General features: G+C 71.6%; 27 protein-coding genes and 2 pseudogenes. 23 read left to right on the forward strand and 6 right to left on the reverse strand.

Annotation, left to right across the window (positions count from 1 at the left end; all coding sequences use genetic code 11):
- Window positions 1–98, reverse strand: a pseudogene (locus ACFWIS_RS26045) (3-hydroxyacyl-CoA dehydrogenase family protein); the annotation flags it as partial.
- A gap of 392 nt (window positions 99–490) precedes the next feature.
- Here ACFWIS_RS26045 and ACFWIS_RS26050 point away from each other — a divergent pair.
- The 5 genes and pseudogenes from ACFWIS_RS26050 to ACFWIS_RS26070 form a co-directional block, all read left to right on the forward strand.
- Window positions 491–682 (forward strand): annotated as a pseudogene (locus ACFWIS_RS26050) (GntR family transcriptional regulator); the annotation flags it as partial.
- Window positions 683–709: 27 nt separating this feature from the next.
- On the forward strand, window positions 710–1,105 hold the full coding sequence (locus ACFWIS_RS26055; protein ID WP_380462196.1) for a hypothetical protein: 396 nt from the start codon (window positions 710–712) through the stop codon (window positions 1,103–1,105).
- A 1,305-nt stretch (window positions 1,106–2,410) separates the two neighbouring features.
- Window positions 2,411–3,262: a helix-turn-helix domain-containing protein gene (locus ACFWIS_RS26060; RefSeq protein ID WP_380462171.1), complete on the forward strand. Its 852-nt coding sequence runs from the start codon at window positions 2,411–2,413 to the stop codon at window positions 3,260–3,262.
- Between the two features lie 13 nt (window positions 3,263–3,275).
- A complete protein-coding gene (gene cyaB / locus ACFWIS_RS26065) occupies window positions 3,276–3,842 on the forward strand; it encodes a class IV adenylate cyclase (protein WP_380462172.1) in 567 nt (188 codons plus the stop codon).
- An 85-nt stretch (window positions 3,843–3,927) separates the two neighbouring features.
- A complete protein-coding gene (locus ACFWIS_RS26070) occupies window positions 3,928–4,104 on the forward strand; it encodes a hypothetical protein (RefSeq protein WP_380462173.1) in 177 nt (58 codons plus the stop codon).
- 53 nt (window positions 4,105–4,157) lie between these two features.
- Here the strand turns inward: ACFWIS_RS26070 and ACFWIS_RS26075 are convergent, their stop codons facing one another.
- Complete coding sequence (locus ACFWIS_RS26075; RefSeq protein WP_380462174.1) at window positions 4,158–4,583, reverse strand: DUF2335 domain-containing protein; 426 nt, start codon at window positions 4,581–4,583, stop codon at window positions 4,158–4,160.
- A 632-nt stretch (window positions 4,584–5,215) separates the two neighbouring features.
- Between ACFWIS_RS26075 and ACFWIS_RS26080 the strand changes: the two genes are divergently transcribed.
- Window positions 5,216–5,392: a hypothetical protein gene (locus tag ACFWIS_RS26080; protein WP_380462175.1), complete on the forward strand. Its 177-nt coding sequence runs from the start codon at window positions 5,216–5,218 to the stop codon at window positions 5,390–5,392.
- A gap of 483 nt (window positions 5,393–5,875) precedes the next feature.
- Here the strand turns inward: ACFWIS_RS26080 and ACFWIS_RS26085 are convergent, their stop codons facing one another.
- Window positions 5,876–6,745 carry a 3-hydroxybutyryl-CoA dehydrogenase gene (locus ACFWIS_RS26085; protein WP_380462176.1) on the reverse strand — a complete coding sequence of 290 codons (870 nt, stop codon included), beginning with the start codon at window positions 6,743–6,745 and terminating at the stop codon, window positions 5,876–5,878.
- Window positions 6,746–7,027: 282 nt separating this feature from the next.
- On the opposite strand from ACFWIS_RS26085, the gene ACFWIS_RS26090 reads away from it, so the two are divergent.
- Entirely contained in the window at window positions 7,028–7,846 is an 819-nt protein-coding gene (locus ACFWIS_RS26090) for an SDR family NAD(P)-dependent oxidoreductase (protein ID WP_380462177.1), read from the forward strand.
- Between the two features lie 61 nt (window positions 7,847–7,907).
- On the opposite strand, the gene ACFWIS_RS26095 is transcribed toward ACFWIS_RS26090, so the two are convergent.
- Entirely contained in the window at window positions 7,908–8,807 is a 900-nt protein-coding gene (locus ACFWIS_RS26095) for a polysaccharide deacetylase family protein (RefSeq protein WP_380462178.1), read from the reverse strand.
- A 220-nt stretch (window positions 8,808–9,027) separates the two neighbouring features.
- Here ACFWIS_RS26095 and ACFWIS_RS26100 point away from each other — a divergent pair, with 220 nt between their 5' ends.
- From ACFWIS_RS26100 to ACFWIS_RS26110, 3 genes are all read left to right on the forward strand, one after another.
- The gene (locus ACFWIS_RS26100) at window positions 9,028–9,924 is read left to right on the forward strand and encodes an SAM-dependent methyltransferase (RefSeq protein ID WP_380462179.1); all 897 of its coding nucleotides are present in this window, start codon (window positions 9,028–9,030) and stop codon (window positions 9,922–9,924) included.
- A gap of 130 nt (window positions 9,925–10,054) precedes the next feature.
- A complete protein-coding gene (locus ACFWIS_RS26105; protein ID WP_380462180.1) occupies window positions 10,055–10,612 on the forward strand; it encodes an HD domain-containing protein in 558 nt (185 codons plus the stop codon).
- 38 nt (window positions 10,613–10,650) lie between these two features.
- The gene (locus tag ACFWIS_RS26110) at window positions 10,651–11,157 is read left to right on the forward strand and encodes an FBP domain-containing protein (RefSeq protein ID WP_380462181.1); all 507 of its coding nucleotides are present in this window, start codon (window positions 10,651–10,653) and stop codon (window positions 11,155–11,157) included.
- 17 nt (window positions 11,158–11,174) lie between these two features.
- Here ACFWIS_RS26110 and ACFWIS_RS26115 read toward each other — a convergent pair whose 3' ends face one another.
- Window positions 11,175–11,549: an RNA-binding S4 domain-containing protein gene (locus ACFWIS_RS26115; RefSeq protein ID WP_380462182.1), complete on the reverse strand. Its 375-nt coding sequence runs from the start codon at window positions 11,547–11,549 to the stop codon at window positions 11,175–11,177.
- Between the two features lie 68 nt (window positions 11,550–11,617).
- Window positions 11,618–12,022, reverse strand: coding sequence for a VOC family protein (locus tag ACFWIS_RS26120; protein ID WP_380462183.1), 405 nt, complete (start codon window positions 12,020–12,022; stop codon window positions 11,618–11,620).
- Window positions 12,023–12,104: 82 nt separating this feature from the next.
- Here ACFWIS_RS26120 and ACFWIS_RS26125 point away from each other — a divergent pair, with 82 nt between their 5' ends.
- The 13 genes from ACFWIS_RS26125 (at window position 12,105) to ACFWIS_RS26185 (ending at window position 25,203) form a co-directional block, all read left to right on the forward strand.
- Complete coding sequence (locus tag ACFWIS_RS26125) at window positions 12,105–13,316, forward strand: methyltransferase (RefSeq protein ID WP_380462184.1); 1,212 nt, start codon at window positions 12,105–12,107, stop codon at window positions 13,314–13,316.
- 168 nt (window positions 13,317–13,484) lie between these two features.
- The gene (argC, locus tag ACFWIS_RS26130; protein WP_380462185.1) at window positions 13,485–14,513 is read left to right on the forward strand and encodes an N-acetyl-gamma-glutamyl-phosphate reductase; all 1,029 of its coding nucleotides are present in this window, start codon (window positions 13,485–13,487) and stop codon (window positions 14,511–14,513) included.
- Window positions 14,514–14,530: 17 nt separating this feature from the next.
- A complete protein-coding gene (argJ, locus tag ACFWIS_RS26135) occupies window positions 14,531–15,679 on the forward strand; it encodes a bifunctional glutamate N-acetyltransferase/amino-acid acetyltransferase ArgJ (protein ID WP_380462193.1) in 1,149 nt (382 codons plus the stop codon).
- Window positions 15,680–15,813: 134 nt separating this feature from the next.
- On the forward strand, window positions 15,814–16,689 hold the full coding sequence (argB, locus tag ACFWIS_RS26140) for an acetylglutamate kinase (protein WP_380462194.1): 876 nt from the start codon (window positions 15,814–15,816) through the stop codon (window positions 16,687–16,689).
- The gene (locus tag ACFWIS_RS26145; RefSeq protein WP_380462186.1) at window positions 16,686–17,891 is read left to right on the forward strand and encodes an acetylornithine transaminase; all 1,206 of its coding nucleotides are present in this window, start codon (window positions 16,686–16,688) and stop codon (window positions 17,889–17,891) included. The genes argB and ACFWIS_RS26145 overlap by 4 nt, the downstream gene beginning before the upstream one ends.
- A 23-nt stretch (window positions 17,892–17,914) precedes the next feature.
- Window positions 17,915–18,463 carry an arginine repressor gene (locus ACFWIS_RS26150; protein ID WP_380462187.1) on the forward strand — a complete coding sequence of 183 codons (549 nt, stop codon included), beginning with the start codon at window positions 17,915–17,917 and terminating at the stop codon, window positions 18,461–18,463.
- 115 nt (window positions 18,464–18,578) lie between these two features.
- On the forward strand, window positions 18,579–20,003 hold the full coding sequence (gene argH / locus ACFWIS_RS26155) for an argininosuccinate lyase (protein ID WP_380462188.1): 1,425 nt from the start codon (window positions 18,579–18,581) through the stop codon (window positions 20,001–20,003).
- Between the two features lie 130 nt (window positions 20,004–20,133).
- The gene (locus ACFWIS_RS26160; protein ID WP_380462189.1) at window positions 20,134–20,391 is read left to right on the forward strand and encodes a hypothetical protein; all 258 of its coding nucleotides are present in this window, start codon (window positions 20,134–20,136) and stop codon (window positions 20,389–20,391) included.
- Between the two features lie 251 nt (window positions 20,392–20,642).
- Complete coding sequence (locus ACFWIS_RS26165) at window positions 20,643–21,146, forward strand: GNAT family N-acetyltransferase (protein ID WP_380462190.1); 504 nt, start codon at window positions 20,643–20,645, stop codon at window positions 21,144–21,146.
- Between the two features lie 579 nt (window positions 21,147–21,725).
- A complete protein-coding gene (locus tag ACFWIS_RS26170) occupies window positions 21,726–22,751 on the forward strand; it encodes a methionine ABC transporter ATP-binding protein (protein WP_380462191.1) in 1,026 nt (341 codons plus the stop codon).
- 5 nt (window positions 22,752–22,756) lie between these two features.
- On the forward strand, window positions 22,757–23,485 hold the full coding sequence (locus tag ACFWIS_RS26175) for a methionine ABC transporter permease (RefSeq protein WP_380462195.1): 729 nt from the start codon (window positions 22,757–22,759) through the stop codon (window positions 23,483–23,485).
- A 58-nt stretch (window positions 23,486–23,543) separates the two neighbouring features.
- A complete protein-coding gene (locus ACFWIS_RS26180) occupies window positions 23,544–24,368 on the forward strand; it encodes a MetQ/NlpA family ABC transporter substrate-binding protein (protein ID WP_380462192.1) in 825 nt (274 codons plus the stop codon).
- 199 nt (window positions 24,369–24,567) lie between these two features.
- Entirely contained in the window at window positions 24,568–25,203 is a 636-nt protein-coding gene (locus tag ACFWIS_RS26185; protein WP_380462933.1) for a GNAT family N-acetyltransferase, read from the forward strand.
- Window positions 25,204–25,210 lie beyond the last annotated feature (7 nt).

Here is a 25,210-nt window from a genome sequence, read left to right on the forward strand (position 1 = left end):
GTGTAGTCGTAGAAGCCGCGGCCGGACTTGCGGCCCAGCAGGCCGGCGTCGACCATCCGGGACAGCAGCGGGGGAGCGGCGTACAGCGGCTCCTTGTATACGGCCAGCCGTAGCGAACCGCTGCGGCCTGCCGGTCACGCTCCAGGAGCAGAGTGCAGTCCTCGCACGCCACCACGGGGATGCTCCTGGCGGCCCGGGGGAGGTATCCCGCCGTCGCCGTCCGGTCGGAGAAGGACCTGCATCGGTAGCAGCGGCCGGCCCTCCATGCGTACGCGGCCAACACCTCGTCCCGCGGCGAGTCACCGTCGTGCACTTGCGATCCTCCGAGGGGTTTACGGTCGATTCGAATGTGCAATCGAATAGTTTCCGCGTTGCATATCGACCACCGTGCGTGATCTATGCCCTGCCCAGGCCTGCGTTAACGCAGATCAGGGCGCCTCTCTACGGTGAGCCTCGTTAACCAGCTCACATGCAGTGACCGAGGACGTCCATGCCGCCCGCGCCGTACCAGCGCGTTGCCGCCGAGATCCGACGCCGGATCGCCGTCGGGACCTGGCCGCCCGGGCACCAACTCCCCTCCCAGGCCGCATTAGCCGAGGACCTCCGCGTCAGCATCGCCAAGGCCCGCCGAGGGATGGCCCTCCTTCGAAGGGCTGGCGAACTCGAAGGGCGCCCCCGAACCCGGCTGTTCGTGGCGCATCCTCCTGCTGTGCGCACACTCCTCGACCCAGACCGGGACTGGCCGTACGCCACCGGCGACGGAGCCGTCGGCAGCTGCCGGGCCGACGCCGACCTTGCCGCACGGCTGCAGCTCGCGATCGGCGCCCGCCTGCGCTGGCGTCGAGAGGAGTGCCTTGACCCCGACTCGCGGCCCAGCCACGTCGTCACCACCTGGTGGCGAGGTTCGCGGGCCCAGACCTGGGCTCGGTGCGATGCCGAAGCCCAGCTCCACCAGCTGACCGCCGACGAAGCCGAACACCTCGGCCTGCCCCAGGGGGTCCCGGCGTGGCTGATCCAGCGCACCAGGGTGGCCGCGTCCGGGGATCCAGTCGAGACCGCAGACATGGTGCAGCCTGCGGACCGATGGCGAGTGCGCCTGCGCTAAGCCCTGGCCGACCGCACCGCCGTACGGCCGGCCAGGAGTCGGTGCTACTCCGTCGGCGGCGGGGTCGGCGGCGGCGGGGTGTTCGGTCCAGCCGGCGGTGCCTTCGGCCCCCCGATTCCTCCGGACCCTCCCGATGCCGGGTTCTGTCCGTCGTCGTGCATCTCGTCCTCCTCCTCTAACGCCGCCAGCACCTCGGCCCGCGGCGGGAACTGGGGATGGCGCTTCTCCGTCGGAGCCACAGCTCCCCGGCGGCGGCCAGGCCAACGGCCCTGCCGGTCAAACGGGATGACACCGCCCATGGCGTCCTCTCCAGGTCGGGAACGGGGACCAACCCATCGTCGCTCTCCCACACGCCGACCGCTGGCGTTCACTGGGAATGACGGCGCGGACGCGGCCCCCGCGCGCGGCCCGGACAGCCCTCGTGACCGTCAACCAACTCGCGCCGCTCGTCAACCGTGACCACCAGGCGCCCGACGACGTAATCGCCGCAATCCACGCAGGTGCCCTTCGTCATCACGACCGGCGCCCCGCCGACGGCACTCACCGGACACCGGCCATGCACGCGGCGTGGGCGACCACAGGCCAGCTGTAGTCCGGGCTGCCCGGCGGCGCGTCGGTATACACGCGTCCGACATGGACGAGGTCGGACCCGCTGCACGTCCTACCGATGACGCAGGCTCGCCCCTGCAGCTGTTCCTCGGTCATATGGATCCGCCGGGGAGGGTAGTGGGGGGCCTGAACTCGACCCGAATCGCGGCCTGCATCAGGCACCTCCTGATAGATGTCGGCTGCACGAGCAGCCCGGGGTGAGGCAAAGGCAGATCAGGGGCCTGGACCCGTCGCCGGTGTGCAGGCCGCCGGGGCATCCCCAGTGCGCGCCTAGCTGGCACTCCACCGACACGTAGCGGCTGGCGGGGCGGACATCGAGGGTGACCACGATGCGGTCCGACGGCGCCGGCCAGGACGCCACAACGGCCGTCACGACGCAGGTCCGAGACAGCCAGGGTGGGCCACCACGGCCCAGCCGAGCGGGGCGGACCCGCAGCCGGTAGAGGTGTGGACGTGACCGGCATCGACCAGGGCATCGCCTGTGCACCCTGAGCCGACGATGCAGGCGCGGCCGTGCAACTGCTCGTCAGTCACTCGGATGTCCCGGGGCTGACCCTCGGGAGGCCGGTACTCGACCAGCATGGTTGGGTCAACGAGATTGCTCACGCCACCAGCGTCGACTGACGTTGCCTCAATCCCGATACCCTGGCGGTAATCTCACCGTGAGATGCGTCGCCAGAGGCGGAGGTTCAGGCTGTGGGTACCGCGCTGGAGCCGATCAGACTGCCGGATCTCGCATGGCAGAACGAAGAGGTGAGGGACGTGCTCCGGCGCCGGGACGTCGCCAGTCTCTTTCGGTACGTCCAGCACCACAGCGGCGCGAGTCAGGCCCGGCTTGCCGTGCAGGTCGGCATGACGCAGAGCCGCGTGAACGAGATCGTCAACGGTCGGCGGGAAGTCACCAAGCTGGAGGTATTCGAGCGCATCGCCGACGGCCTCCACCTGCCCGACACTGCACGCCGCCTCCTGGGCCTCGCCCCCCGAACCGAGGGCCAGCGGACGGCCGGCGCCGCGTTCGATCTTGCCGCGTTCCCCGAAATCATCCGCGTCTACAGCGATCAGGCGTCGGCGGCGGCCGAGGTTCAGCGCGCGGCCCGGTCCGCGACCGAGCTGGACGTCCTCGCCGTACGCGGGCTGGGGCTCCTCGCCCTGCGTGACTCGTTGCTGCGGCAGCACCTCGAGCGGGATGATGACCAGGCGCCGCACCTGCGCGTGCTCCTCCTCGACCCGAACTCGCCCGCGGCCGCGCGCCGGGCCGCCGAGATTGGTGAGTCGGCCGAGTCCCTCGCCAGCGGGATCCTCCTCGCCGAGGCCCGGCTCCGGGAACTCGCCGAGGTTGGCCACGTCGAGGTGTACCGGTATTCGACGGTGCCCGTCTGGCGGCTGATCCGGCTCGACCGTACCCTCTACGTCGGCTCGTTCGACGCGGATTGGGAGGGGCACGAGTCGGCTACGTATAAGGTGCTGCCCACCCCGTCCGGCCCGCTCTACAGGGGCTGGCGGAGGCAGTTCGAGGTAATGCTGGATGGCGCTGAGCGCGTGATCTGACGGAGGGACCACGATGGCTATCGAGGCGGAACTCAAGGCATTTGTGCGCGACCCTGAGGCAGTCCTCAAGCAGCTGGAGGACCAGTACGGCGCCGGCCGGGCCGAGGTCTACCGCGACACCTACTACGACGCCCCCGACGGCAGTCTCATGAACGGCGACCGAGAGCTACGGATCCGCACCGTCCACAGCCCCGACGACACCCGTACCGTGCTCACCTATAAGGGTGCTCGGGTCGACGAGGCATCTGGATCGAAGCCAGAGGCCGAGACCCGCGTCGAGGATGCAGATGCCGCGCACGACATCATCCGCGGACTCGGCTTCACCCCGCGCATTCAGTTCGAGAAGCGGTGCCGCAACTACGCCTTCGAGCGCGATGGACGACGCCTTCTCGCGACGCTCGTCCGAGTGCCGGAGCTGGACGACGCCACGTTCATCGAGGTTGAGACCGCTGCCCCCACCGAGGATGATCTTCCGTCAGCGCTCGTCGTAGTTCGGGCCGCACTCGCTGACCTCGGAATTACCGAGGATGACCTGACGACGGAGCTCTACACCGACGCTGTCGCAGCAGCGAGGCCCTGACCGATTGGTTACAGGTCGGCCACAGTGGGAACATCCGGCGTCGCGCGGCCGGTAGGTTCGTGGCCCACCGTCAGAGGGGGACCTCGTGCCCAAGATCGTCAGCAGGCGCCCGATGGGCCCGTTTGCCCTGACCGGCCACATCGTCATGATGATCATGACTTGCGGACTGTGGATCCCGGTGTTTCTGATGGCGCGCCGCGGACGCAAGACCGTCACGAAGTACAAGGGGGACTTCGGTGGCCAGTACCCGCCCCAGGGCTGACCCCGAACACGACGACGCCCCCGCCCTCCCGAAGGAGAGCGGGGCGTGGCTGGCTACGGCTTGCGGTGCCCGTCGAGGAACGACTTGATAAACATCAGGACCGGGATCGAGATCATCCCAGCCCCGCCAGCCCAGTTGCCGAGCGCGAAGAAGACAATGGACGCCGTCAGTGTCACAAGCGCAAGCAGCAGAGCAAACGACTGCCCGGTCTTCGCGAACTCGATCTCCGCATCGGCCAGCTTCTGCGTCGTCTGATGCTGGCCCGTCGCTGTCGTCTCCGCGATCGCCAGGATCCGATCTGCCGCCCCCGGAAGAATGTCCTCGTACTGGGCGAGGATCCCCGGCGGAGGCATCAGGCCCGACCAGCTCTCCTCCAGCTCAAGCCGGACAGCCTCAACGGCTTCCTCTACCTGGCGGACCGGGCGCTCTTGCTGACCACCCTCACTGCTTCGAGGACTGCCCGGCGAACGCTGGTCCATACTGCGGTCACGGTTTCGGCTTCGGCCAGTTCTGCGCGACGGCGTCGAAGGCGCGGGGACGGATCGAGACTCAGACTGTCGAACCCGATCGACAGCTGGGACGACCTCCGTCGACCGCCCGTGTGCTGCATCTCGTGAGTTGTCGCCATGGCTCAACGCTACCTTCTTTCCGCCCCAGGAGGCAGAGAGCGTACACCCGATGACGAGAGAAACCCCCCGCCCGGCATGTGGCCGAACGGGGGCGCGGTGGTGTCAGGGGTGGAGTGCCGCGTACATGGCCGCGGCAGCGCCAGCGAGGCCACCCAGGGCACCGACGGTCGGGAGAGGCTAGCGGGCTCGCTTCAGGGCCTCGACATCCGCCCGAAGCTGAGCGATGTCGGCCTCATGGACAGCGTTCTGTTCCTGAGCGCGGATCCGTGTCTCACGGTCGGCGATCCCCGCAGTAGCCGTGTCCAGCTTGGCCTCAATTCGGGTCAGCACCACCAGCAGATCCACTGTCGTCGGGGGTTGGGGCCGGGCTGCCAGACTGGTACCGGGTCTCCACCGACCTTGGCATCCGTGGGGGCCTTCGCCAGGGCGAGGCTTTCGGCTGGAGCCTGGACGATCTGGACGTCGCCGCCGGGGAGTTCCTGGTGGCGCGGCAGCTCCGCTGGGATGGGAAGACGGCCTACTTCAAGTTGCCCAAGGGCAACAAGGAGCGTCGCGTTCCGCTCTCCGAGGGGCTGCACAAGGCACTGATCGCCCACACCCAGGACTTCCCCTCGCAGGAGGTGACCCTGCCGTGGCTCGGCCCGGGTAACGGCGGCTAGGCCACGGCCACCGTCCGGCTGCTACTGACCACGTGGTTCTACAACCCCATCAACCCGAACAGCTTTCAACCCGAAGGCCTGGAAGCCGGCGCTTGTTGAGGCGGGGCTGCTGCCCCCTCAGGACGCCGATGCCGACGGGAGTGGGTGGGAGCCGTCCCGGGAGCTGATGTTCCACCGCGGCAGGCACACGTACGCGAGCGTTCAACTCCGAGCTGGCGAGGAGGTGGTGTCGCTGTCCCACTGGATGGGGCACGCCTCGCCGGACATCACCTTCAACCTACGCGCACTTCAAGCCCGAGTAAGGGCGGCGCGGTCGGGTGGCAGTCGACTCCTGGCTGGACGGCTAAGCGAAGTGGATCTCTACGTAGACTCTACGGCGCGTTCCTGAGAGTCATCTAAGCGGCCCGGTCGGAGCTGACAGCTCGTCGACCGGGCCGCTTTGCTGCCGTTAGTCAGCAGACCGCCGGGCGGCATCAGTGCAGGTCAGGCGCTCGCGGTGTAGTCGTAGAAGCCGCGGCCGGACTTGCGGCCCAGCAGGCCGGCGTCGACCATCCGGGACAGCAGCGGGGGAGCGGCGTACAGCGGCTCCTTGTACTCGTCGTACATCGACTCGGCGATCGACACGATGGTGTCCAGGCCGATCAGGTCGCACAGCCGCAGCGGGCCCATCGGGTGGGCGCAGCCGGCCTCCATGCCCTTGTCGATGTCCGAGGCGGTGGCCACGCCCGACTCGAACATCCGCACCGCGGACAGCAGGTACGGCACGAGCAGCGCGTTGACCACGAAGCCGGCGCGGTCGCGGGCGCGGATCGGCTCCTTGGCGAGCACCTGGGTGGCGAAGGCCTCGACCCGCTCGGTGGTGGTCGCCGAGGTGGTCAGGGTCGGGATGACCTCGACCAGCTTCTGCACCGGCGCCGGGTTGAAGAAGTGCAGGCCGATGACCTGCTCCGGGCGGGAGGTGGCGGCGGCCAGCTTCACGATCGGGATCGAGGAGGTGTTGGAGGCCAGGATCGCGTCCCGGCGCTCGACCACCTGGTCCAGCGTCTGGAAGATCTGGACCTTGACGTCCTCGCGCTCGGCGACCGCCTCGACCACCAGGTCGCGGTCGGCGAAGTCGGACAGGTCGGTGGTGAAGGACAGCCGGGCCATCGCCTCGTCCCGCAGCTCGGGGGTCAGCTTGCCGCGCTTGACCGCCGTCTCCAGGGAGTTGGTCAGCCGGGTGCGCCCGAACTCCAGCGCCTCACCGCTGGCCTCCGACACCATGACGTCCAGCCCGGCCCGGGCGAAGACCTCGGCGATGCCCGACCCCATCAGGCCGCAGCCGACTACTCCGACGCGCGCGATGTCACTCACTCAGTTGCCCTTCGGTGGTGCTGGGGGTCGCCCAGCGAACTGGTGGCCCAGCGAGCTGCTGGTCAACGGGTCGGTGTACCGGAATGGGTGCACCGGTCACCGCCCCGACGACGTTACTACTCCGTACCGGCCAGTAGGTCACCCCCTCCCCGGCAGGGTGCCAGTCCGAAAGCCCCCCGTACGGGTGAGGCCGCGCCGCCCGCGCGTGTGCCCGGACCCGCCGCCGGGCGCCGCCCGACAGAATGCCGCAGACGGGGGCCGGGGACGGGAAGGGAGCACGCGGTGCCGACGGGATCGCTCACAGGACAGGTCGCGCTGGTCACCGGCGGCGGCCGGGGCATCGGCCGGGAGATCGCCATCGGTCTGGCCGCCGAGGGCATGGCCGTCGGACTGGTCGGCCGCACCCACGAGACGCTGACCGAGACCCTCAAGGAGTGCGTCAAGCACGGCTCCCGGGGCGTCGCCGTCACCGCCGACGTCTGCCGCCCCGGCTCGGTGCGCGAGGCCGTCCGGCTGGTCGAGCGCGACCTCGGCCCGATCGACCTGCTGGTCAACAACGCCGGTCTGGTCGACCGCGCCGAGGTGCCGCTGTGGGAGACCGACCCCAACCAGTGGTGGCAGGTGATCGAGACCAACCTGCGCGGCCCCTACAACCTGCTGCGCTGCGTGCTGCCCGGCATGGTCGCCCGCCGCCACGGCCGAGTGGTCAACCTCAACTCCGGCTTCGCGCTGCGCCCGGACGGCGACTACACCGCGTACGCGACCTCCAAGGGCGCGCTGCTCCAGCTCTCCGACAACATGGCGGACTCGCTGGCCCGGCACGACGTCGTGGCGCTGGACATCAGCCCCGGCGCGGTGGCCACCGACATGACCGCGGGGATGCCGATGTTCCGGGACATGAAGGAGTGGGGCTCGATCCCGTACATGGTCGCGGTCACCGTGGACGCCGCCCGCGGCCGCTTCGACGCGCTGCACGGGCGGTTCATCCACGCGGGGCGGGACGACCTGGAGGAGCTGGTCTCCCGGGCCGACGAGATCCGCGCGGCGGACGCCCGGACGCTGCGGCTGCGCCCGTACAAGGACGACGACCCGATGGTCTGACCGGCGGATCCGGTCAGGCGCTCAGGCGCCCTGCCGTTCGGCCGGTCTGCTGCCCTGCCGCTCAGGCGCACAGCTGGCTGGCGGTGACCGGCTTGAGCCCCGCCTTCGCCAGCCCGTCCAGGATCGCCGGGAGCGCGTCGATGGTGCACTGGTGGCCCATGTGCAGGGCCACCACCGAGCCGCCGCGCACCGCGTTCAGCACCCGGCGCTGCAGCTCGGCGGCGCTCGGGTCGTTGTAGTCGCGCGGGTCGACGTCGAAGGACAGCACGTGCTCGTAGCCGACGGCCTTGGCCTGATCGCCCACCATCGAGGTGGCGTACTGCGCGGCGGACGGGCGGAACCAGCGGCCGATCGAGCCGGTCAGCTGCCGCAGCCGGTCGGCGCACTGGGCGATCTCGGCGCGGGCCTGGTCCGGCGTCATGGCGGAGATGTTGAGGTGGTTCTGGGTGTGGTTGCCCAGCTCGTGGCCGCTGTCCAGGATCCGCCGGGCCATCTGCGGTTGCTGGTCCAGCCAGCTGCCGACCGCCATCACGGTCAGCTTGACGCCGCGCTGCTCGGCGGCCTCCAACAGGGCGGTGGCGAGCTTCGGGTCGCCGCTGCCGTGGCAGGTGAGCGCCACGTTCTTGCCGGAGCGCGGCCCGTGCACCACCTCGAACGGGGTGCCGGCCGCCAGTGGCGTCAGTACGGGCGGGGTCGGGGTCGCGGCGGCGGCCGGGGTCGGCCCGGCGTCGGGCTGCGGCCCGGTCGGGGTGGGCGGGGCCGGGGAGGCGGGCCCCTCACCGCCGTTCCAGGCCGGGTCGGTGAGGTGCTGGGGGTCGACGCTGCCGGGGTGCGCGGCGAGCGCCCCGGTGTCGGCCCGGCGGGGCGTGCCGTTGTCGCAGGAGGTGAGGAGCCCTCCCGCGGCTGACAGGGCGGCCAGCTTGGCGGCGGTGCGCAGTAGGGTGCGGCGGTCGGCAGTCATCGGCAGCCAGCATAGAGAGGACGGCCCCGCCCGGCGATCCGGAGCCGCCGCCCGTGGCCGCCCTCCGCTACCGCTTTTGACGTGCACACACTCCGCTGTCCGGGTCTTGCGTAAACCTGAACTCCCGCTGTTTCCACGGCGGGTCCTTGGATACGATCACGGCGCACCGCGTGTTACGGGGCAGTAGGCACCTTCCGGCATTGCGCATTGGGGGCGGAACATGATGCACGAGGACACCGCGGCCGTCGACCAGGACGCCCGCACCGGCTGGGAGTGGGCCAGAGCCGATGACTGGCAGCCGCCGAGCGAGCTCGACACCGGCGTCCCGCACACCGCCCGGATGTACGACTACTACCTGGGCGGCAAGGACAACTTCGAGGCCGACCGCAAGGCCGCCCAGGCCGCGATAGCCGCCTACCCGGCACTGCCACTGCTGGCCCGCACCAACCGGCAGTTCCTCGGCCGGGCCGTCGAGTTCGCGGCGGGCCGGGGGATCCGCCAGTTCGTCGACATCGGCACCGGCATCCCGGCCGTCGGCTCCACCAACGAGGTCGCCCAGCGGGTCGCCCCGGACGCCCGGGTGGTCTACGTCGACAACGACCCGATCGTCGCCACCCACGCCCGCGCCCTGCTGGCCGGCCGCCCCGCCGGGCGCACCTCGGTCATCGAGGCCGACCTGCGCGACCCCGAGGCGATCCTGCGCCACCCCGCGCTCGGCGGCGCCGTCGACCTCTCCCAGCCCGTCGCGCTGATGCTCGTCGCCGTCCTGCACTTCATCCGGGACGAGGAGGGCGCCCAGCGGATCGTCCGCACCCTGCGCGACGCGCTCGCCCCCGGCAGCGCCCTGATCCTCTCCCACGGCAGCCCTGACTTCGCCTCCCGGGAGAGCGCCGCCGAGGGCACCCGGATCTACAAGAGCGCCAGCGCCCCGCTGGTGCTGCGGCCCCGGGCCGGCGTCGAACCCTTCTTCGGCGACTTCGAGTTCGTCGGCCCCGGTCTCGTCCAACTCCCGCTCTGGCGCCCCACCGCGGGCCACATCCGTACCACCGAACTGCCCGAGGGCTGGCAGGACGTCTCCGCCTACGCGGGCGTCGCGTTCAAGCCGCTCAAGCCGTGACGCGGCCCGGCGTCACCGTCAAGCCGTGACGGGGTGGCCGGCCCCGGCGCCTCCCTCCTGCGCCGGGACCGACCATCGCAGACTACGTACGGGCACTGACAACCCCTCGCCCCCGCGAGTACCCTGCGGCGTGACCACCGGACTGCCGCCCCTGCCCGCTGGGCCCGCCGAACTGCTGCGGGCCGTCGAGGCCCCGCCCCGACTGGTCGCCCACCTCGCGCTGGTGCACCAGGTCGCCGAGCGGATCGCCGGGTTCTGCGCCGCCGAGGGCTTGGTCCTCGACCAGGAGGCTGTCCGGTTCGGCGCCGCCACCCACGACATCGGCAAGGTGGTCCACCCCGAGGAGCTCTCGGCGCCCGGCTCCGCCCACGAACCGGCGGGCCACGCCCTGCTGTTGGCGCACGGCGTCCCCGAGCCGCTGGCCCGCTTCGCCCGCACCCATGCGAGCTGGGCCGAGCCCGGCACCACCACCGAGGACCTGCTGGTGAGCCTGGCCGACAAGGCCTGGAAGAACAAGCGCGTCCGCGACCTGGAGGACCGGGTGGTCGACCGGCTCGCCGCCGCCACCGGCCGGGAGCGCTGGGAGGCGTTCCTCGCCCTGGACGACCTGCTCGCCCGGATCGGCGACGACGCCCCGCGGCGGCTCGCCCTCCAGGCCGCGCACCCGGTACGGGCCGGGCGGAATTGACGGGACAGGGCGCGGCGGGCGGTGTTAGCTTCCGCGTCATGGAACCCCTCAGCGACCCCGAGATCCGCGCGTCCTTCGTCAACTGCTCCAAGGGCGAGGCCCGTCGGATCACGCTGCCCCGGGGCCTGGCCGAACTGCCCTGGGGGGACTTGGACTTCCTCGGCTGGCGGGACCAGGGGGCGCCCGACCGGGCGTACCTGGTGGCGCCGTACGGCGGCGAGCCGGTCGGCGTGACGCTGCGCTCGCCGATGGTCCGGCGCAGCCTGACCAGGACCAACGTCTGCTCGCTGTGCATCACCGCACACGCCGGGTCGGGCGTCGCGCTGCTGGCCGCCCGCCGGGCCGGGGCGTCCGGGCGCGACGGCAACACCGTCGGCACGTACATCTGCGCCGACCTCGCCTGCTCGCTCTACGTCCGCGGGCTGAAGAAGTCCGCCGCGGTGACCAGACCGGACGAGTCGCTGCCGTTGGAGCAGCAGGTCGCCCGTACGGTGGGCAACCTCGACGCCTTCCTGGCCAGGGTGCTCACCGGCACCGCGGCGTAGCCCAGGGCCAACGGCCGTTACCGGCCGCGCAGCTGGTCCAGGTCGCGGCGCTCCCGCTTGGTCGGGCGCCCGGCGCCGCGGTCCCGCTCGAAGGCGGTCGGGGTGAACTCGCGCGGCGGTCGCGGGGGGCTGTTGTCGGTCAGGCACTCCGCCGCGACCTGGGCGCCGACCCGCTTGCGGATCGGCTTGCGCACCACGACCACCCGCTCGTAGCCCTCCTCGCGGACCCGGACCTCGTCCCCGGCCCTGAGTGGCTGGGCGGGCTTGGCCCGCTCGCCGTTCACCCGGACGTGCCCGGCCTTGCAGGCGGCCGCCGCCAGCGAGCGGGTCTTGGCCAGCCGGACCGACCAGACCCAGACGTCGACCCGCACGCTTCCCTCGTCCTCAGCCATCCCGCGAGCCTACCGAAGCCGCCGGACGGGCTCCGAACGCCGGACGGGCTCCGAGCGCCGGACGGGCCCTAAGCGGCTGACGGGACCTCCTGGACCGCCCAGCCGTTGCCGTCCGGATCGTTGAAGAACACGAAGTTGTTCCAGGCCTCGCCGTGCCCGTTCACCCGGGCCCCCGCGACGAAGTGCTGGACGGGGCTGACGGCCACACCGCGCGCCGCGAGCTCCGCGTGCGCCTTCTCGATGTCCGGGACGACCAGCTGGAGGCCCTTCACCGAGCCGGGCGGGGATTCGATCACCCCGGTGCCCACCACGATCGAGCAGCGCGAGCCGGGCGGAGTCAGCTGGACCACTCGGACCCCGTCCCGCAGCCGGGTGTCGTGGTCCACGGTGAAGCCGGCCTGCTCCTCGTAGAAGAGCTTCGCGCGGTCCACATCGGCCACCGGGACCACCACGACTTCGAGTTTCCAGTCCATCGCCCTCACCCCTCTCGGTCGGGCCCTTCCAGTATCTGCCGAAACCGTTCCCAGGGGGACCTTCGGATAGCCTGAGAACACGATGAATCCGCAGACCACGCCCGCCTCGTCACCGTCAGCCACCACCTTCGAGACCCCCTGGGGCACCCTCGACCTCACCCGCTTCCCGGTGGACCCGCGCGAGCGGCTACGGGCCTGGGACGCAGCCGACGAGTACCTGCTGCGCCACCTCGCCGGCGCGGCCGACAGCGCCGACGGCGCCGCCACCGAGCTGGCCGGCCGCCGGATCGCGGTCCTCGGCGACCGCTGGGGCGCGCTGGCCACCGCGCTGGCGCCCTACCAGCCGGTCCAGATCAGCGACTCCCACCTCGGCCGGCAGGCCACCCGGGAGAACCTCGCCCGGGCCGGCGCCGCCGTCGACGAGACCCGGCTGCGCACCACCCGGGACGCCCCGCCGGAGCGGATCGACGTCCTGCTGGTGCGGGTGCCCAAGAGCCTGGCCCTGCTGGAGGACCAGCTGCACCGGCTCGCCCCGGCGGTCCACCCCGGCACCGTGGTGATCGGCACCGGGATGGTGACCGAGATCCACACCTCCACCCTCCAGCTGTTCGAGAGGGTCCTCGGTCCGACCCGCACCTCGCTCGCCGTCCGCAAGGCCCGGCTGATCTTCTGCACCCCCGACCCGGCGCTCGACCCCGGTCCCAACCCGTGGCCGCACCGCTACGCGCTGCCGCCGGACATCGGCGTCGCCGCCGGCCGTACCGTGGTCAACCACGCGGGCACCTTCTGCGCGGAGCGACTCGACATCGGCACCCGCTTCTTCCTGGCCCACCTGCCGACCCCGGCCCCCGGCGACCGGGTGGTCGACCTCGGTTGCGGCAACGGCGTGGTCGGTACGGCGGCGGCGCTGGCCGGGCCGGGCGCGGAGCTGGTGTTCGTGGACGAGTCCCACCAGGCGGTGGCCTCGGCCGAGGAGACCTTCCGCACCAACCTGGGCCCGGACGCCCCGGCCGAGTTCCGCACCGCGGACGCGCTCGACCCGGCGGTGTTCGCCCCCGGCTCGGTGGACCTGGTGCTCAACAACCCGCCGTTCCACACCCACCAGGCCACCACCGACGCCACCGCCTGGCGGATGTTCACCGGTGCCCGGCGGGCGCTGCGGCCCGGCGGTGAGCTGTGGGTGGTCGGCAACCGCCACCTGGGCTACCACGTCAAGCTGCGCAAGCTGTTCGGCAACTGCCAAGTCGTCGCCGGGAACCCCAAGTTCGTGGTGCTGCGGGCGGTCAAGCGGTAACCCGCGCGGCAGTTCAGCGGCGCTCTCCGCTCTGGGAGCCGGGCGACACCGGTTGCCCCGCGATCGCCGACGCGATCGCCAACGCCGGAGCCATCGCGATCCCGCTACCCAGTCTTGCATGACTTTTCCTTCGCGCGTATATTCATGCCACGACAAAGGAGGAACGCCATGGCATTGCGAGTCGCCGTCGCCGGCGCGAGCGGGTACGCGGGCGGTGAGGTGCTGCGTCTGCTGCTCGGCCACCCGGAGGTGGAGATCGGGGCGCTGACCGGCGGCTCGAACGCGGGCACCGCGCTGGGCGCGCTGCAGCCGCACCTGGTCCCGCTGGCCGACCGCGTGCTCGAGCCCACCACTCCCGAGGTGCTGGCCGACCACGACGTGGTGTTCCTGGCGCTGCCGCACGGCCAGTCCGCCGCCGTCGCCGAGGCGCTCGGCCAGAACGTCCTGGTGATCGACTGCGGCGCCGACTTCCGGCTCAAGGCCGCCGCCGACTGGGAGCAGTTCTACGGCTCCGCCCACGCCGGCACCTGGCCCTACGGCCTGCCCGAACTCCCCGGCCACCGCGACGCGTTGAAGGGCAGCAACCGGATCGCCGTGCCCGGTTGCTACCCGACGGCGGTCTCCCTGGCGCTGTTCCCCGCCTACGCGGCCGGGCTCGTCGAGCCGGAGGCCGTGGTGGTCGCCGCCTCCGGCACCTCCGGCGCGGGCAAGGCCGCCAAGACCCACCTGCTCGGCAGCGAGGTCATGGGCAGCGTCAGCCCGTACGGCGTCGGCGGCGTGCACCGGCACACCCCGGAGATGGTGCAGAACCTCAGCCCGGTCGCCGGCGAGCCGGTGACGGTCTCCTTCACCCCCACCCTCGTCCCGATGTCGCGCGGCATCCTGGCCACCTGCTCCGCCAAGGCGAAGCCGGGCGTGAGCGCCGGGAGCCTGCGCGACGCGTACGCCCGGGCGTACGCGGACGAGCCCTTCGTCCACCTGCTGCCCGAGGGGCAGTGGCCGCAGACCAGTAGCGTCTACGGCGCCAACACCGCCCTGATCCAGGTCGCCCTGGACGCCACCGCCGGGCGGGTCATCGCGATCAGCGCGATCGACAACCTCGTCAAGGGCACCGCGGGTGGCGCGGTGCAGAGCATGAACATCGCCCTCGGCCTGCCCGAGGAGCTGGGCCTTCCCCTGAACGGAGTCGCACCGTGACCACCCCGAACACCGGCGTGACCGCCGCCAAGGGCTTCCGGGCCGCCGGCGTGACCGCGGGCATCAAGGCCTCCGGCACCCCGGACCTCGCCCTGGTCGTCAACGACGGTCCCTCGCTCGCCGCGGCCGGGGTCTTCACCGGCAACCGGGTCAAGGCCGCGCCCGTGCTCTGGTCCCAGCAGGTCCTCAAGGGCGGACGGGTCTCCGCCGTCGTCCTCAACTCCGGTGGCGCCAACGCCTGTACCGGCCCGGCCGGGTTCCAGGACACCCACGCCACCGCGGAGCGGGTCGCCGCCGAGCTGGGGCTCAACGCCGGCGAGGTCGCCGTCGCCTCCACCGGCCTGATCGGCGTCCGGCTGCCGATGGACGTGCTGCTGCCCGGCGTCACCCTGGCCGCCGGGGAGCTGAGCGCGACGGGCGGCGAGGCCGCCGCGATCGCCATCAAGACCACCGACACCGTGCACAAGACCGCCCAGATCACCAGCCCGGCCGGCTGGACGGTCGGCGGCATGGCCAAGGGCGCGGGCATGCTCGCCCCGAGCCTGGCCACCATGCTGGTGGTGCTCACCACCGACGCCGACCTGGACGACACCGCCCTGGACACCGCGCTGCGCGGCGCCACCCGCACCACCTTCGACCGGATCGACTCCGACGGCTGCATGTCGACCAACGACACCGTGCTGCTGCTCGCCTCCGGCGCCACCGGCATCACCCCGGACGCGGCCGAGTTCGCCGAGGCCCTCCGCACCGTCAGCGCCGACCTGGCCCGCCAGCTGATCGGCGACGCCGAGGGCGCCAGCAAGGACATCCGGATCGACGTCACCGGCGCCGCCACCGAGGACGAGGCCGTCGAGGTCGCCCGGACGATCGGCCGCAACAACCTGCTCAAGTGCGCCATCCACGGCGAGGACCCCAACTGGGGCCGGGTGCTGTCCGCGATCGGCACCACCGGCGCCGCCTTCGACCCCGACCGGCTCGACGTGGCCATCAACGGCGTCTGGGTCTGCAAGGACGGCGGCGTGGGCGAGGACCGCGAGCTGGTGGACATGAAGGCCCGCGACGTCGTCATCACCGCGAACCTCAACGCCGGTACGGCGAGCGCCTCGCTGTGGACCAACGACCTGACGGCCGACTACGTCCACGAGAACAGCGCCTACTCCAGCTGAGCCGCGGCACCCGCAGCCGATCCGCGACATCCTCCCCCAGCCTTCGGCCGGGGGACCCCCATCGACGAGGGAAACCCGTGCAGATCGCACCCAAGGGCGAACAGGCCCGCAACAACACCGCGTTGCCCAAGGCCATGACGCTGATCGAGGCGCTGCCGTGGCTGGAGCGCTTCCACGGCAAGACCATCGTGATCAAGTTCGGCGGCAACGCCATGGTCGACGAGAGCCTCAAGGCGGCCTTCGCCCAGGACGTCGTCTTCCTCCGCTACGCCGGGCTGCACCCGGTGGTGGTGCACGGCGGCGGCCCGCAGATCAGCGCCCAGCTGGACAAGCTCGGCCTGGAGTCCAACTTCACCAACGGCCTGCGCGTCACCACCCCCGAGACCATGGACGTGGTCCGGATGGTGCTGTCCGGCCAGGTGCAGCGCGAGCTGGTCGGCCTGCTGAACGAGCACGGCCCGTTCGCCGTCGGGATGACCGGCGAGGACGCCCACACCATGACGGCGGTCAAGCGCTACGCGGTGGTGGACGGCGAGCAGGTCGACATCGGCCTGGTCGGCGACATCGTCAACATCGAGGCCGGCGCGGTGAAGGCGCTGATCGCGGACGGCCGGATCCCGGTCATCTCCTCGATCGCCCGCGGCGTCGACGGTCACGTCTACAACATCAACGCCGACACCGCCGCCTCCGCCCTGGCGGTCGCGCTCGGCGCCGAGATGCTGGTCGTGCTGACCGACGTCGAGGGCCTGTACAAGGACTGGCCGAACTCCGACGACGTGATCAGCCAGCTCAACGCGACCGAGCTGGAGGGCCTGCTGCCGAGCCTGGCCAGCGGCATGCTCCCCAAGATGGAGGGCTGCCTGCGGGCCGTCCGCTCCGGCGTGGGCACCGCCCGCGTGCTGGACGGCCGGGTGCAGCACAGCCTGCTGCTGGAGATCTTCACCGACGAGGGCATCGGCACGATGGTCGTGCCGGACGACGAACCGAACGTGACCGGGGGACTGGCATGACCGCGAACGACCAGCTGAAGGACCGGTGGCAGCACGCCTTCACCGACAACTACGGCACCCCCCGGATCCCGCTGGTGCGCGGCGAGGGCGTCAAGCTGTGGGACGCCGACGGCAAGGAGTACACCGACCTGCTCGGCGGCATCGCCGTCAACGCCCTCGGCACCGCCCACCCGGCCGTGGTCGAGGCGGTCAGCCGGCAGATCGCCACCCTCGGCCACGTCTCCAACCTCTTCATGGCCGAGCCGACCATCGCCCTCGCCGAACGGTTGCTGGAGCTGGACGGCCGGCCGGGTGGCCGGGTCTTCTTCTGCAACTCCGGCGCCGAGGCCAACGAGGCCGCCTTCAAGATCAGCCGGCGTACCGGCCGCACCCACCTGGTCGCCCTCCAGGGCGGCTTCCACGGCCGGACGATGGGCGCCCTCGCGCTCACCGGCCAGCCCGCCAAGCAGGCGCCGTTCCTCCCGCTGCCCGGCGACGTCACCCACGTTCCGTTCGGCGACGTCGAGGCGCTGCGCGCGGCCGTCACCACCGAAACCGCCGCCGTCTTCCTGGAGCCGATCCAGGGCGAGAACGGCGCGATCCCGCTGCCCGAGGGCTACCTCCGGGCCGCCCGCGAGATCACCCGGGCCACCGGCACCCTGCTGGTCCTGGACGAGATCCAGACCGGTATCGGCCGCACCGGGTACTGGTACGCCCACCAGGCCGCCGAGGGCGTCGAGCCGGACGTGGTCACCCTGGCCAAGGCGCTCGGCGGCGGCCTGCCGATGGGCGCGGTGCTGGCCTTCGGCCCGGCCGCCGAGCTGCTCACCCCGGGCCAGCACGGCACCACCTTCGGCGGCAACCCGGTGGCCGCCGCGGCCGGGCTCGCGGTGCTGGACACCATCGAGTCCGAGGGCCTGCTGGAGCACGTCCGCAAGATCGGCGACCGGCTGCGGCACGGCGTCGAGGCCATCGGCGACCCGCTGGTCTCGCACGTGCGCGGGGCCGGTCTGCTGCTCGGCATCGTGCTCACCCGGCCGGTCTCGGCGCAGGTCCAGGCCGTCGCCCAGCAGGCGGGCTTCCTGGTGAACGCGGCCGTTCCGGACGCCGTACGGCTGGCGCCGCCGCTGGTACTCACCGAGCGGGAGGCGGACGCCTTCCTCGCGGCGCTGCCGGAGATCCTCCGGACGGTGCGCGAGAGCGCCCCGGCCGATGCGAGTTGACCGTCGTCCGGGAGAATAATCACATGACCGAACCCCGCTCCGGCTCCTCCGCCGCCGGCCCGACGCCGCAGGTCCCGCAGACCCGCACGGCGCGCCACCGGCGGATCGTGGACCTGCTCACCCGCCAGCCCGTGCGTTCGCAGAGCCAGCTCGCCAAGCTGCTCGCCGACGACGGACTGGTGGTCACCCAGGCCACCCTCTCCCGGGACCTGGACGAGCTGGGCGCGGTCAAGATCCGCAACCGGGACGGCGCGCTGATCTACGCCGTCCCCGCCGAGGGCGGCGACCGCACCCCGCGCGCCCCGATGGGGGAGTCGGCCAGCGAGGGGCGGATGGCCCGGCTGGCCGGCGAGCTCATGGTCTCCGCGACGGCCTCCGGCAACCTGGTCGTGCTGCGCACCCCGCCCGGGGCCGCGCAGTTCCTCGCCTCGGCGATCGACCAAGCCGAGGTGTTCGAGATCATCGGCACCATCGCGGGGGACGACACCGTACTGCTGATCAGCCGCGACCCGGCCGGCGGCCAGGCGCTGGCCGACCACCTGATGCAACTCGCCCAGGCCAAGGCCCAGTAGGCACCGGGCACCCGGAACCCCGGTCGAAGGATCCGCTTCGACCGGGGTTTTGTGTTTCATACGGTCTGATGCATACTTATGCCACCCACCGTACATGTGTGAAGGAGCCACCGCGATGACCGCCCAGCAGTCCTCCGACGTCCGCCTCTGGGGCGCGCGCTTCGCCGACGGCCCGTCCGAGGCGCTGGCCAAGCTCTCCGCCTCGGTCCACTTCGACTGGCGCCTCGCCCCCTACGACATCGCCGGCTCCAAGGCCCACGCCCGGGTGCTGCACAAGGCCGGACTGCTCTCCGACGAGGAACTGGCCGGCATGCTGGCCGGGCTCGACCAGCTGCTCGCCGACGTCCAGGCCGGCACCTTCGTCGGCACCGTCGCCGACGAGGACGTCCACACCGCCCTGGAGCGCGGCCTGCTGGAGCGCCTCGGCGCCGATCTCGGTGGCAAGCTGCGGGCCGGGCGCTCGCGCAACGACCAGATCGCCACCCTGTTCCGGATGTATCTGCGGGACCACGCCAGGACCATCGGCGGCCTGCTGCTCGACCTCCAGCACGCCCTGGTCGGCCTCGCCGAGGCACACCCCGAGACCGCGATGCCGGGCCGCACCCACCTCCAGCACGCCCAGCCGGTTCTGTTCGCCCACCACGTCCTCGCGCACGTGCAGGCCCTCGGCCGGGACGCCGAGCGGCTGCGCCAGTGGGACGCCCGCACCGCCGTCTCCCCGTACGGCTCCGGCGCGCTGGCCGGCTCCTCGCTCGGCCTCGACCCGCAGGCCGTCGCCGCCGACCTCGGCTTCGAGGGCGGCTCGGTCGGCAACTCCATCGACGGCACCGCCTCGCGCGACTTCGTCGCCGAGTTCGCGTTCGTCACCGCGATGATCGGCATCAACCTCTCCCGGATCGCGGAGGAGGTGATCATCTGGAACACCAAGGAGTTCGGCTTCATCACCCTGCACGACGCCTTCTCCACCGGCTCCTCGATCATGCCGCAGAAGAAGAACCCGGACATCGCCGAGCTGGCCCGGGGCAAGTCCGGCCGGCTGATCGGCAACCTGACCGGCCTGCTGGCCACCCTCAAGGCGCTGCCGCTTGCCTACAACCGGGACCTCCAGGAGGACAAGGAGCCGGTCTTCGACTCCTGCGACACCCTGGAGGTGCTGCTGCCCGCGTTCACCGGGATGATGGCCACCCTCACCGTGCACCGGGAGCGGCTGGAGGAGCTGGCCCCGGCCGGCTTCTCGCTCGCCACCGACATCGCCGAGTGGCTGGTCAAGCAGGGCGTGCCGTTCCGGGTCGCGCACGAGGTGGCCGGCGCCTGCGTCAAGGTCTGCGAGGCCCAGGGCATCGAACTGTCCGACCTGACGGACGAGCAGTTCGCCTCGATCTCCGAGCACCTGACCCCCGAGGTCAGGACGGTGCTCAGCGTGCACGGCGCCATCGCCGCCCGCAACGGGCGCGGCGGCACCGCCCCCTCGGCCGTCGCGGTCCAGCTCGCCGAGGTGAAGGCGGACCTGGCGCGGCAGCAGGAGTGGGCCCAGGGCTGATTCCCCGAGCAACGGGGATCGACCCCTGGAGCAGCGCGCGAGGGGCGTGACGGTCCGACCGTCACGCCCCTCCCGCGTGCGCGCCCCGGTCCGGGCGTAACCGGCCCCGCCCGGGCCCGTCATGCACGGTGTGTGCACCCCCCTTCCGCCCGTCCCCTCCGCCGAGGACGTCTTCCTCGCCGAACTCCGCCGCCGCGTGGTCCGCGAGACCGTCGCCGCCCTGCCCGGCCGCTGCCCGCAGCTGATCGCCGCCCTAGCCGAGGATCCGCCGCCCACCTACCGCGAGCTCTCCGAACGCCTCGGCATGCCGCGCGGCTCCATCGGCCCCACCCGCTCCCGCTGCCTGGCCTGCCTGCGACTGCTGCTGCACGCCGAGCGCTACCCCTGACCGGGCGGGGCCCCCGCCCCGGCTCACCCGAGCGCCCCACGGCTCGCCCCGCCCGGCCCACGGCGCGTCGCCCCCACCCCCGCCCCGGCGTGACCCTTGCCACGTCTGCCCCGTCGAAGGTTGAGGGAACCTGACACCCGGGTAGCACGCTGGCGAACGTCACTCTTGACGGTGGCGCATACGCTCGGATACTGAGCGTGAGCGCGCCACCCTCTGCGCGCCGGGCACGACGACTGGGGAGGCCCCTCCACATGGGCATGAGCGTGATCATCTCGGCCGCTGCGGCCGAGGACGCGGAGCAGATCCTCAAGCTCCAGTACCTGGGCTACCAGCCCGAGGCGGAGCTGTACGGCGATTGGGCGATCGAGCCCCTGACGCAGACCCTGGAGAGCCTGCGCGCCGAACTGACCGAGCAGCACGTCCTCGTCGCCCGGCTGGGCGACGAGGTGGTCGGCGCCGTGCGCGGCCATGTGGACGCCGAGGGCATCGGCCGGATAGGGCGTCTGGTGGTCCACCCGCGGATGCAGCGGCACGGCCTGGGCGGCCGGCTCCTGGACGCGCTGGAGCGCCGGCTGGCCGAGGACGGCCGCCAGGTGACGGCCTTCCGGCTGTTCACCGGTCACCGGAGCCTCGGCAACCTGCGGTTGTACGCCCGCCAGGGCTACCGGCAGACCGCGGTCGAGCCCGTCACCAGCCGGCTGAGCTTCGTGCACCTGGAGAAGCCGGTCGCCGCCCCGCTGGCCGTCACCGCCTGAACCCCGCCCGCATCCGGGCACCTCGACGCCGCCACCATCCGGACGCCCCGGTGGCGGCGTCGAGGCGTTCCGCCGCAGTTCCGGGGCGGCCCGTGTCCGCAATGCGGACAGTCGGGCCCGAACAGTTGGGCGTAAATCGACCCATCTGTTTTACTGGCTCACATGACTGCGACGACGAACTGGACCCCCACCGGCACGCTGCCGGCAGGTGAGCGTGCCATGTGCCGTCGAATGTGTCACTGCTGAGGGCCACCGCCCCCGGCACCCCGTCGAGGGTGCCTCCTCCTCGCGCCCCGAAGCGAGACCTCGCGCCCCGAAGCGAGACCCCGGTGCCGCTCCCGCCCGTGTGAGCGCGCCGCCCTCCCGGAAGACCGGAATCCCTCCCTCCGGCGTGCCCGCCCACCCGCGGCCGTCGATGACTCGTTAGGGCCACGCCGTCGCGCGGCCCGGCCGTTCTGCGGCCACGATCAAGGAGTGGCAGGTCCGGATCCCCCTGGTGACGCGTCGTAGGACGCCGCCGACCGCACACCCGGTCGAACGGCCGACACCGCCGCCCGCCCCCGACCCACGGAAGCAGCTGTGATCACCACCACGGACCTGACGAAGGTCTACCGTTCCCGAGGCCGTGAGGTGACCGCCCTCGCCGGTGTCGACCTGCACGTCCGCCCGGGCGAGGTCTACGGAGTCGTCGGCACCAGCGGCGCCGGCAAGTCCACCCTCATCCGCTGCGTGAACATGCTGGAGCGTCCGACCTCCGGCACGGTCACCGTGGACGGGGTCGAGCTGACCGCGCTGTCCGGCGGCGAGAACCGGGCCGGCAAGGACCTGCGCGAGGCGCGCCGCCGGATCGGCATGGTCTTCCAGCACTTCAACCTGCTCTCCTCCCGCACGGTGCAGCAGAACGTCGAACTCCCGCTGGAGATCATCGGCCTGGACCGCACCCAGCGCCGCCGCAAGGCCGCCGAACTGCTCGACCTGGTCGGCCTCGGCGACAAGGCCCGCAGCTACCCCAACCAGCTCTCCGGCGGCCAGAAGCAGCGGGTGGGCATCGCCCGCGCCCTGGCCGGCGACCCCAAGGTGCTGCTCTCCGACGAGGCCACCTCGGCGCTCGACCCGGAGACCACCCGCTCGATCCTCAAGCTGCTGCGCGACCTCAACCAGCAGCTGGGCCTGACCGTCCTGCTGATCACCCACGAGATGGACGTCATCAAGTCCGTCTGCGACTCCGCCGCCCTGATGCGCGGCGGCCGGGTGGTGGAGTCCGGCGAGCTGACCGACCTGCTGGCCGAGCCCGGCTCCGAGCTGGCCCGCGAGCTGTTCCCGCTCAGCGAGTTCGGCACCGGCCACCCCGGCGCGACCGTCCTGGAGATCACCTTCCAGGGCGACACCCCGGCGCAGCCGTTCGTCTCCCAGCTGGCCCGCACCTACCAGATCGACATCAACATCCTCGGCGCCGCGGTGGAGACCATCGCCGGCCGGATGGTCGGCCGGATGCGGGTCGAGCTGCCCGGCGGCCACCAGGACAACGTGGTGCCGATCGGCTACCTGCGCGAGCAGGGCCTGCAGGTGGACGTGATCGGCGCGGCGAACGGAGCGGTGGCATGACTGGCCTGAGCTGGGACCAGATGCAGGACCTGATGTGGCCCGCCACGCAGGAGACCTTCCAGATGGTCGGGGTCTCGACCGTCTGCACCGTGCTGCTCGGCCTGCCGCTCGGCGTCCTGCTGGTGCTCACCTCCAAGGGCGGGGCGCTGCAGAACCAGCCGGTGAACAAGGTGCTCGGCGCGATCGTGAACCTCACCCGCTCGCTGCCGTTCATCATCCTGATGATCGCGCTGATCTCCTTCACCCGGTGGCTGACCGGCAACTCCCTCGGCTGGCAGGCCGCGACCGTGCCGCTGACGGTCGGTGCGATCCCGTTCTTCGCCCGGCTGGTCGAGACCTCCGTCCGTGAGGTCGACCGCGGCCTGATCGAGGCCGTCCAGGCGATGGGCGGCAGCACCTGGACGCTGGTGCGCAAGACGCTGGTGCCCGAGGCGCTGCCCGGCATCGTCGCCTCCGTCACCACCACCGTCATCGCGCTGATCGGTTACTCCGCGATGGCCGGCACGGTCGGCGGCGGCGGCCTCGGCGACCTCGCCTACCGGTACGGCTACCTGCGCTTCGAGACCACCTTCATGTGGATCATCGTGGCCGAGATCGCGATCATCGTCACGGTCATCCAGCTGGCCGGCGACTACGCCGTGCGCCGGCTGGCCAACCGGGGCCGCGGCGGCGGACGCACCCGCCTGCTCCCCTCGCGTGCCACCGCCCCCGACGAAGACCTCGTCGCCTCCTAGACCTCCCCCGTCCGACCTCCGGACGCGGCTCCCCGCACCACGCAGAAAGGCACTTTTCGTGCGCAACGTTCTGAAGTTCACCAGTGTTCTCGCCACCGCCGGCCTCGCCCTGTCGCTGGCCGCCTGCGGCAGCTCGGGTTCGTCCTCCTCGGACCCGAACGCGCCGCTGAAGGTCGTGGCCAGCCCGACGCCGCACGCGCAGATCCTCAAGTTCGTCAAGGACAACCTCGCGGCCAAGGCGGGCCTGAAGCTCGACATCAAGGAGGTCACCGACTACGTGACCCCCAACACGGCGGTGCAGGACGGTTCGGCCGACGCCAACTACTTCCAGCACGTCCCGTACCTGGAGGACTTCAACAAGAAGAACGGCACCGACATCGTCCCGGTCGAGCCCGTTCACCTGGAGCCGTTGGGCGTCTACTCCAAGAAGGTCAAGTCCATCAACGACCTGCCGGACGGCGCCACCATCGGCGTGCCGAACGACGCCACCAACGAGGGCCGGGCGCTCAAGCTGCTCGCCGACAACAAGCTCATCACCCTCAAGGACGGCGCCGGCACCGCCGCCACTCCGGCGGACGTGACGGGCAACCCGAAGAACTTCAAGTGGAAGGAGCTGGAGGCCGCCCAGCTGCCCCGCTCCATCGCCGACCTCGACGCCGCCGTGATCAACGGCAACTACGCGATCGACTCCGGCCTGAAGCCGGCTACCGACGCCCTGGTGCTGGAGAAGGCCGAGGGCAACCCGTACGCCAACATCCTCGCCGTCAAGAAGGGCAAGGAGAGCGACCCGCGGGTGAAGAAGCTGGCCGAGCTGCTGCACTCCGACGAGGTCAAGAAGTACATCAACGACACCTTCCAGGGCTCGGTCATCCCGGCCTTCTGATCGTCGTACGGTCATACCTCGTACTGCCCGACCGGGCCCCCGCCGCACCTCGGCGGGGGCCCGGTCGGGCAGTATGCACCAGGGACACCACGGCAGAGCGGGTTCTGACGAACCGTCGCGCGGCCCGCGCACCGCGTGATACCCGGGGTGCGCCGGAGGCGTACGGTGGTGTGTTCACAACCCGGCGAGGAGAGACGGCATGGCAGCGAGCTTCCCCGAGACCGCCATCAGCACCGAACGGCTGCTGCTGCGGCCGCTTGCGGAGGACGACGCCCCGGGCCTGGCCGCCATGATGGCCGACGACCTCGTGCTGGCCTGGACCGACCTCCCGCACCCCTTCACCGAGGAGTACGCGGCCGAGCTCGCCCGCACCCTCGCCCCCGCCCACCGCGCCGGCGGTCGCGGCATCGTCTTCGCCGTCACCGAGCACCTCACCCAGCGCCTGGTCGGCCTGGTCGAACTGCGCAACACCGACTGGCGGCTGCGCAGCACCGAGATCTCCTACGTCACCGCCGTCTGGGCCCGCGGCGAGGGCTACGCCCCGGAGGCCGTCCTCGGCGTCGCCCAGTGGCTGTTCGAGGACCGCGGCTTCCTGCGCCTGGAGCTGCGCACCGCCGCCGGCAACACCTCCGCCCAGCAGGTCGCCCAGAAGATCGGCGGCATCAGCGAGGGCGTGCTGCGCAGCGCCTGGATAGTCCGCGGCGAGTCCGGCGAGGTCGTGGAAGAGAGCCGCAGCGACCTGATTCTGTGGAGCCTGCTCCCGGAGGACCTGGAGTCGCCCGAACTGCACCGCGACGGCTGGCACGGCGACCACCGCTACGTGCTGCGCGACTGATCCCTCC

The sequence above is a fragment of the Kitasatospora sp. NPDC127060 genome, from assembly GCF_042724935.1.
Taxonomy (GTDB): Bacteria; Actinomycetota; Actinomycetes; order Streptomycetales; family Streptomycetaceae; genus Kitasatospora.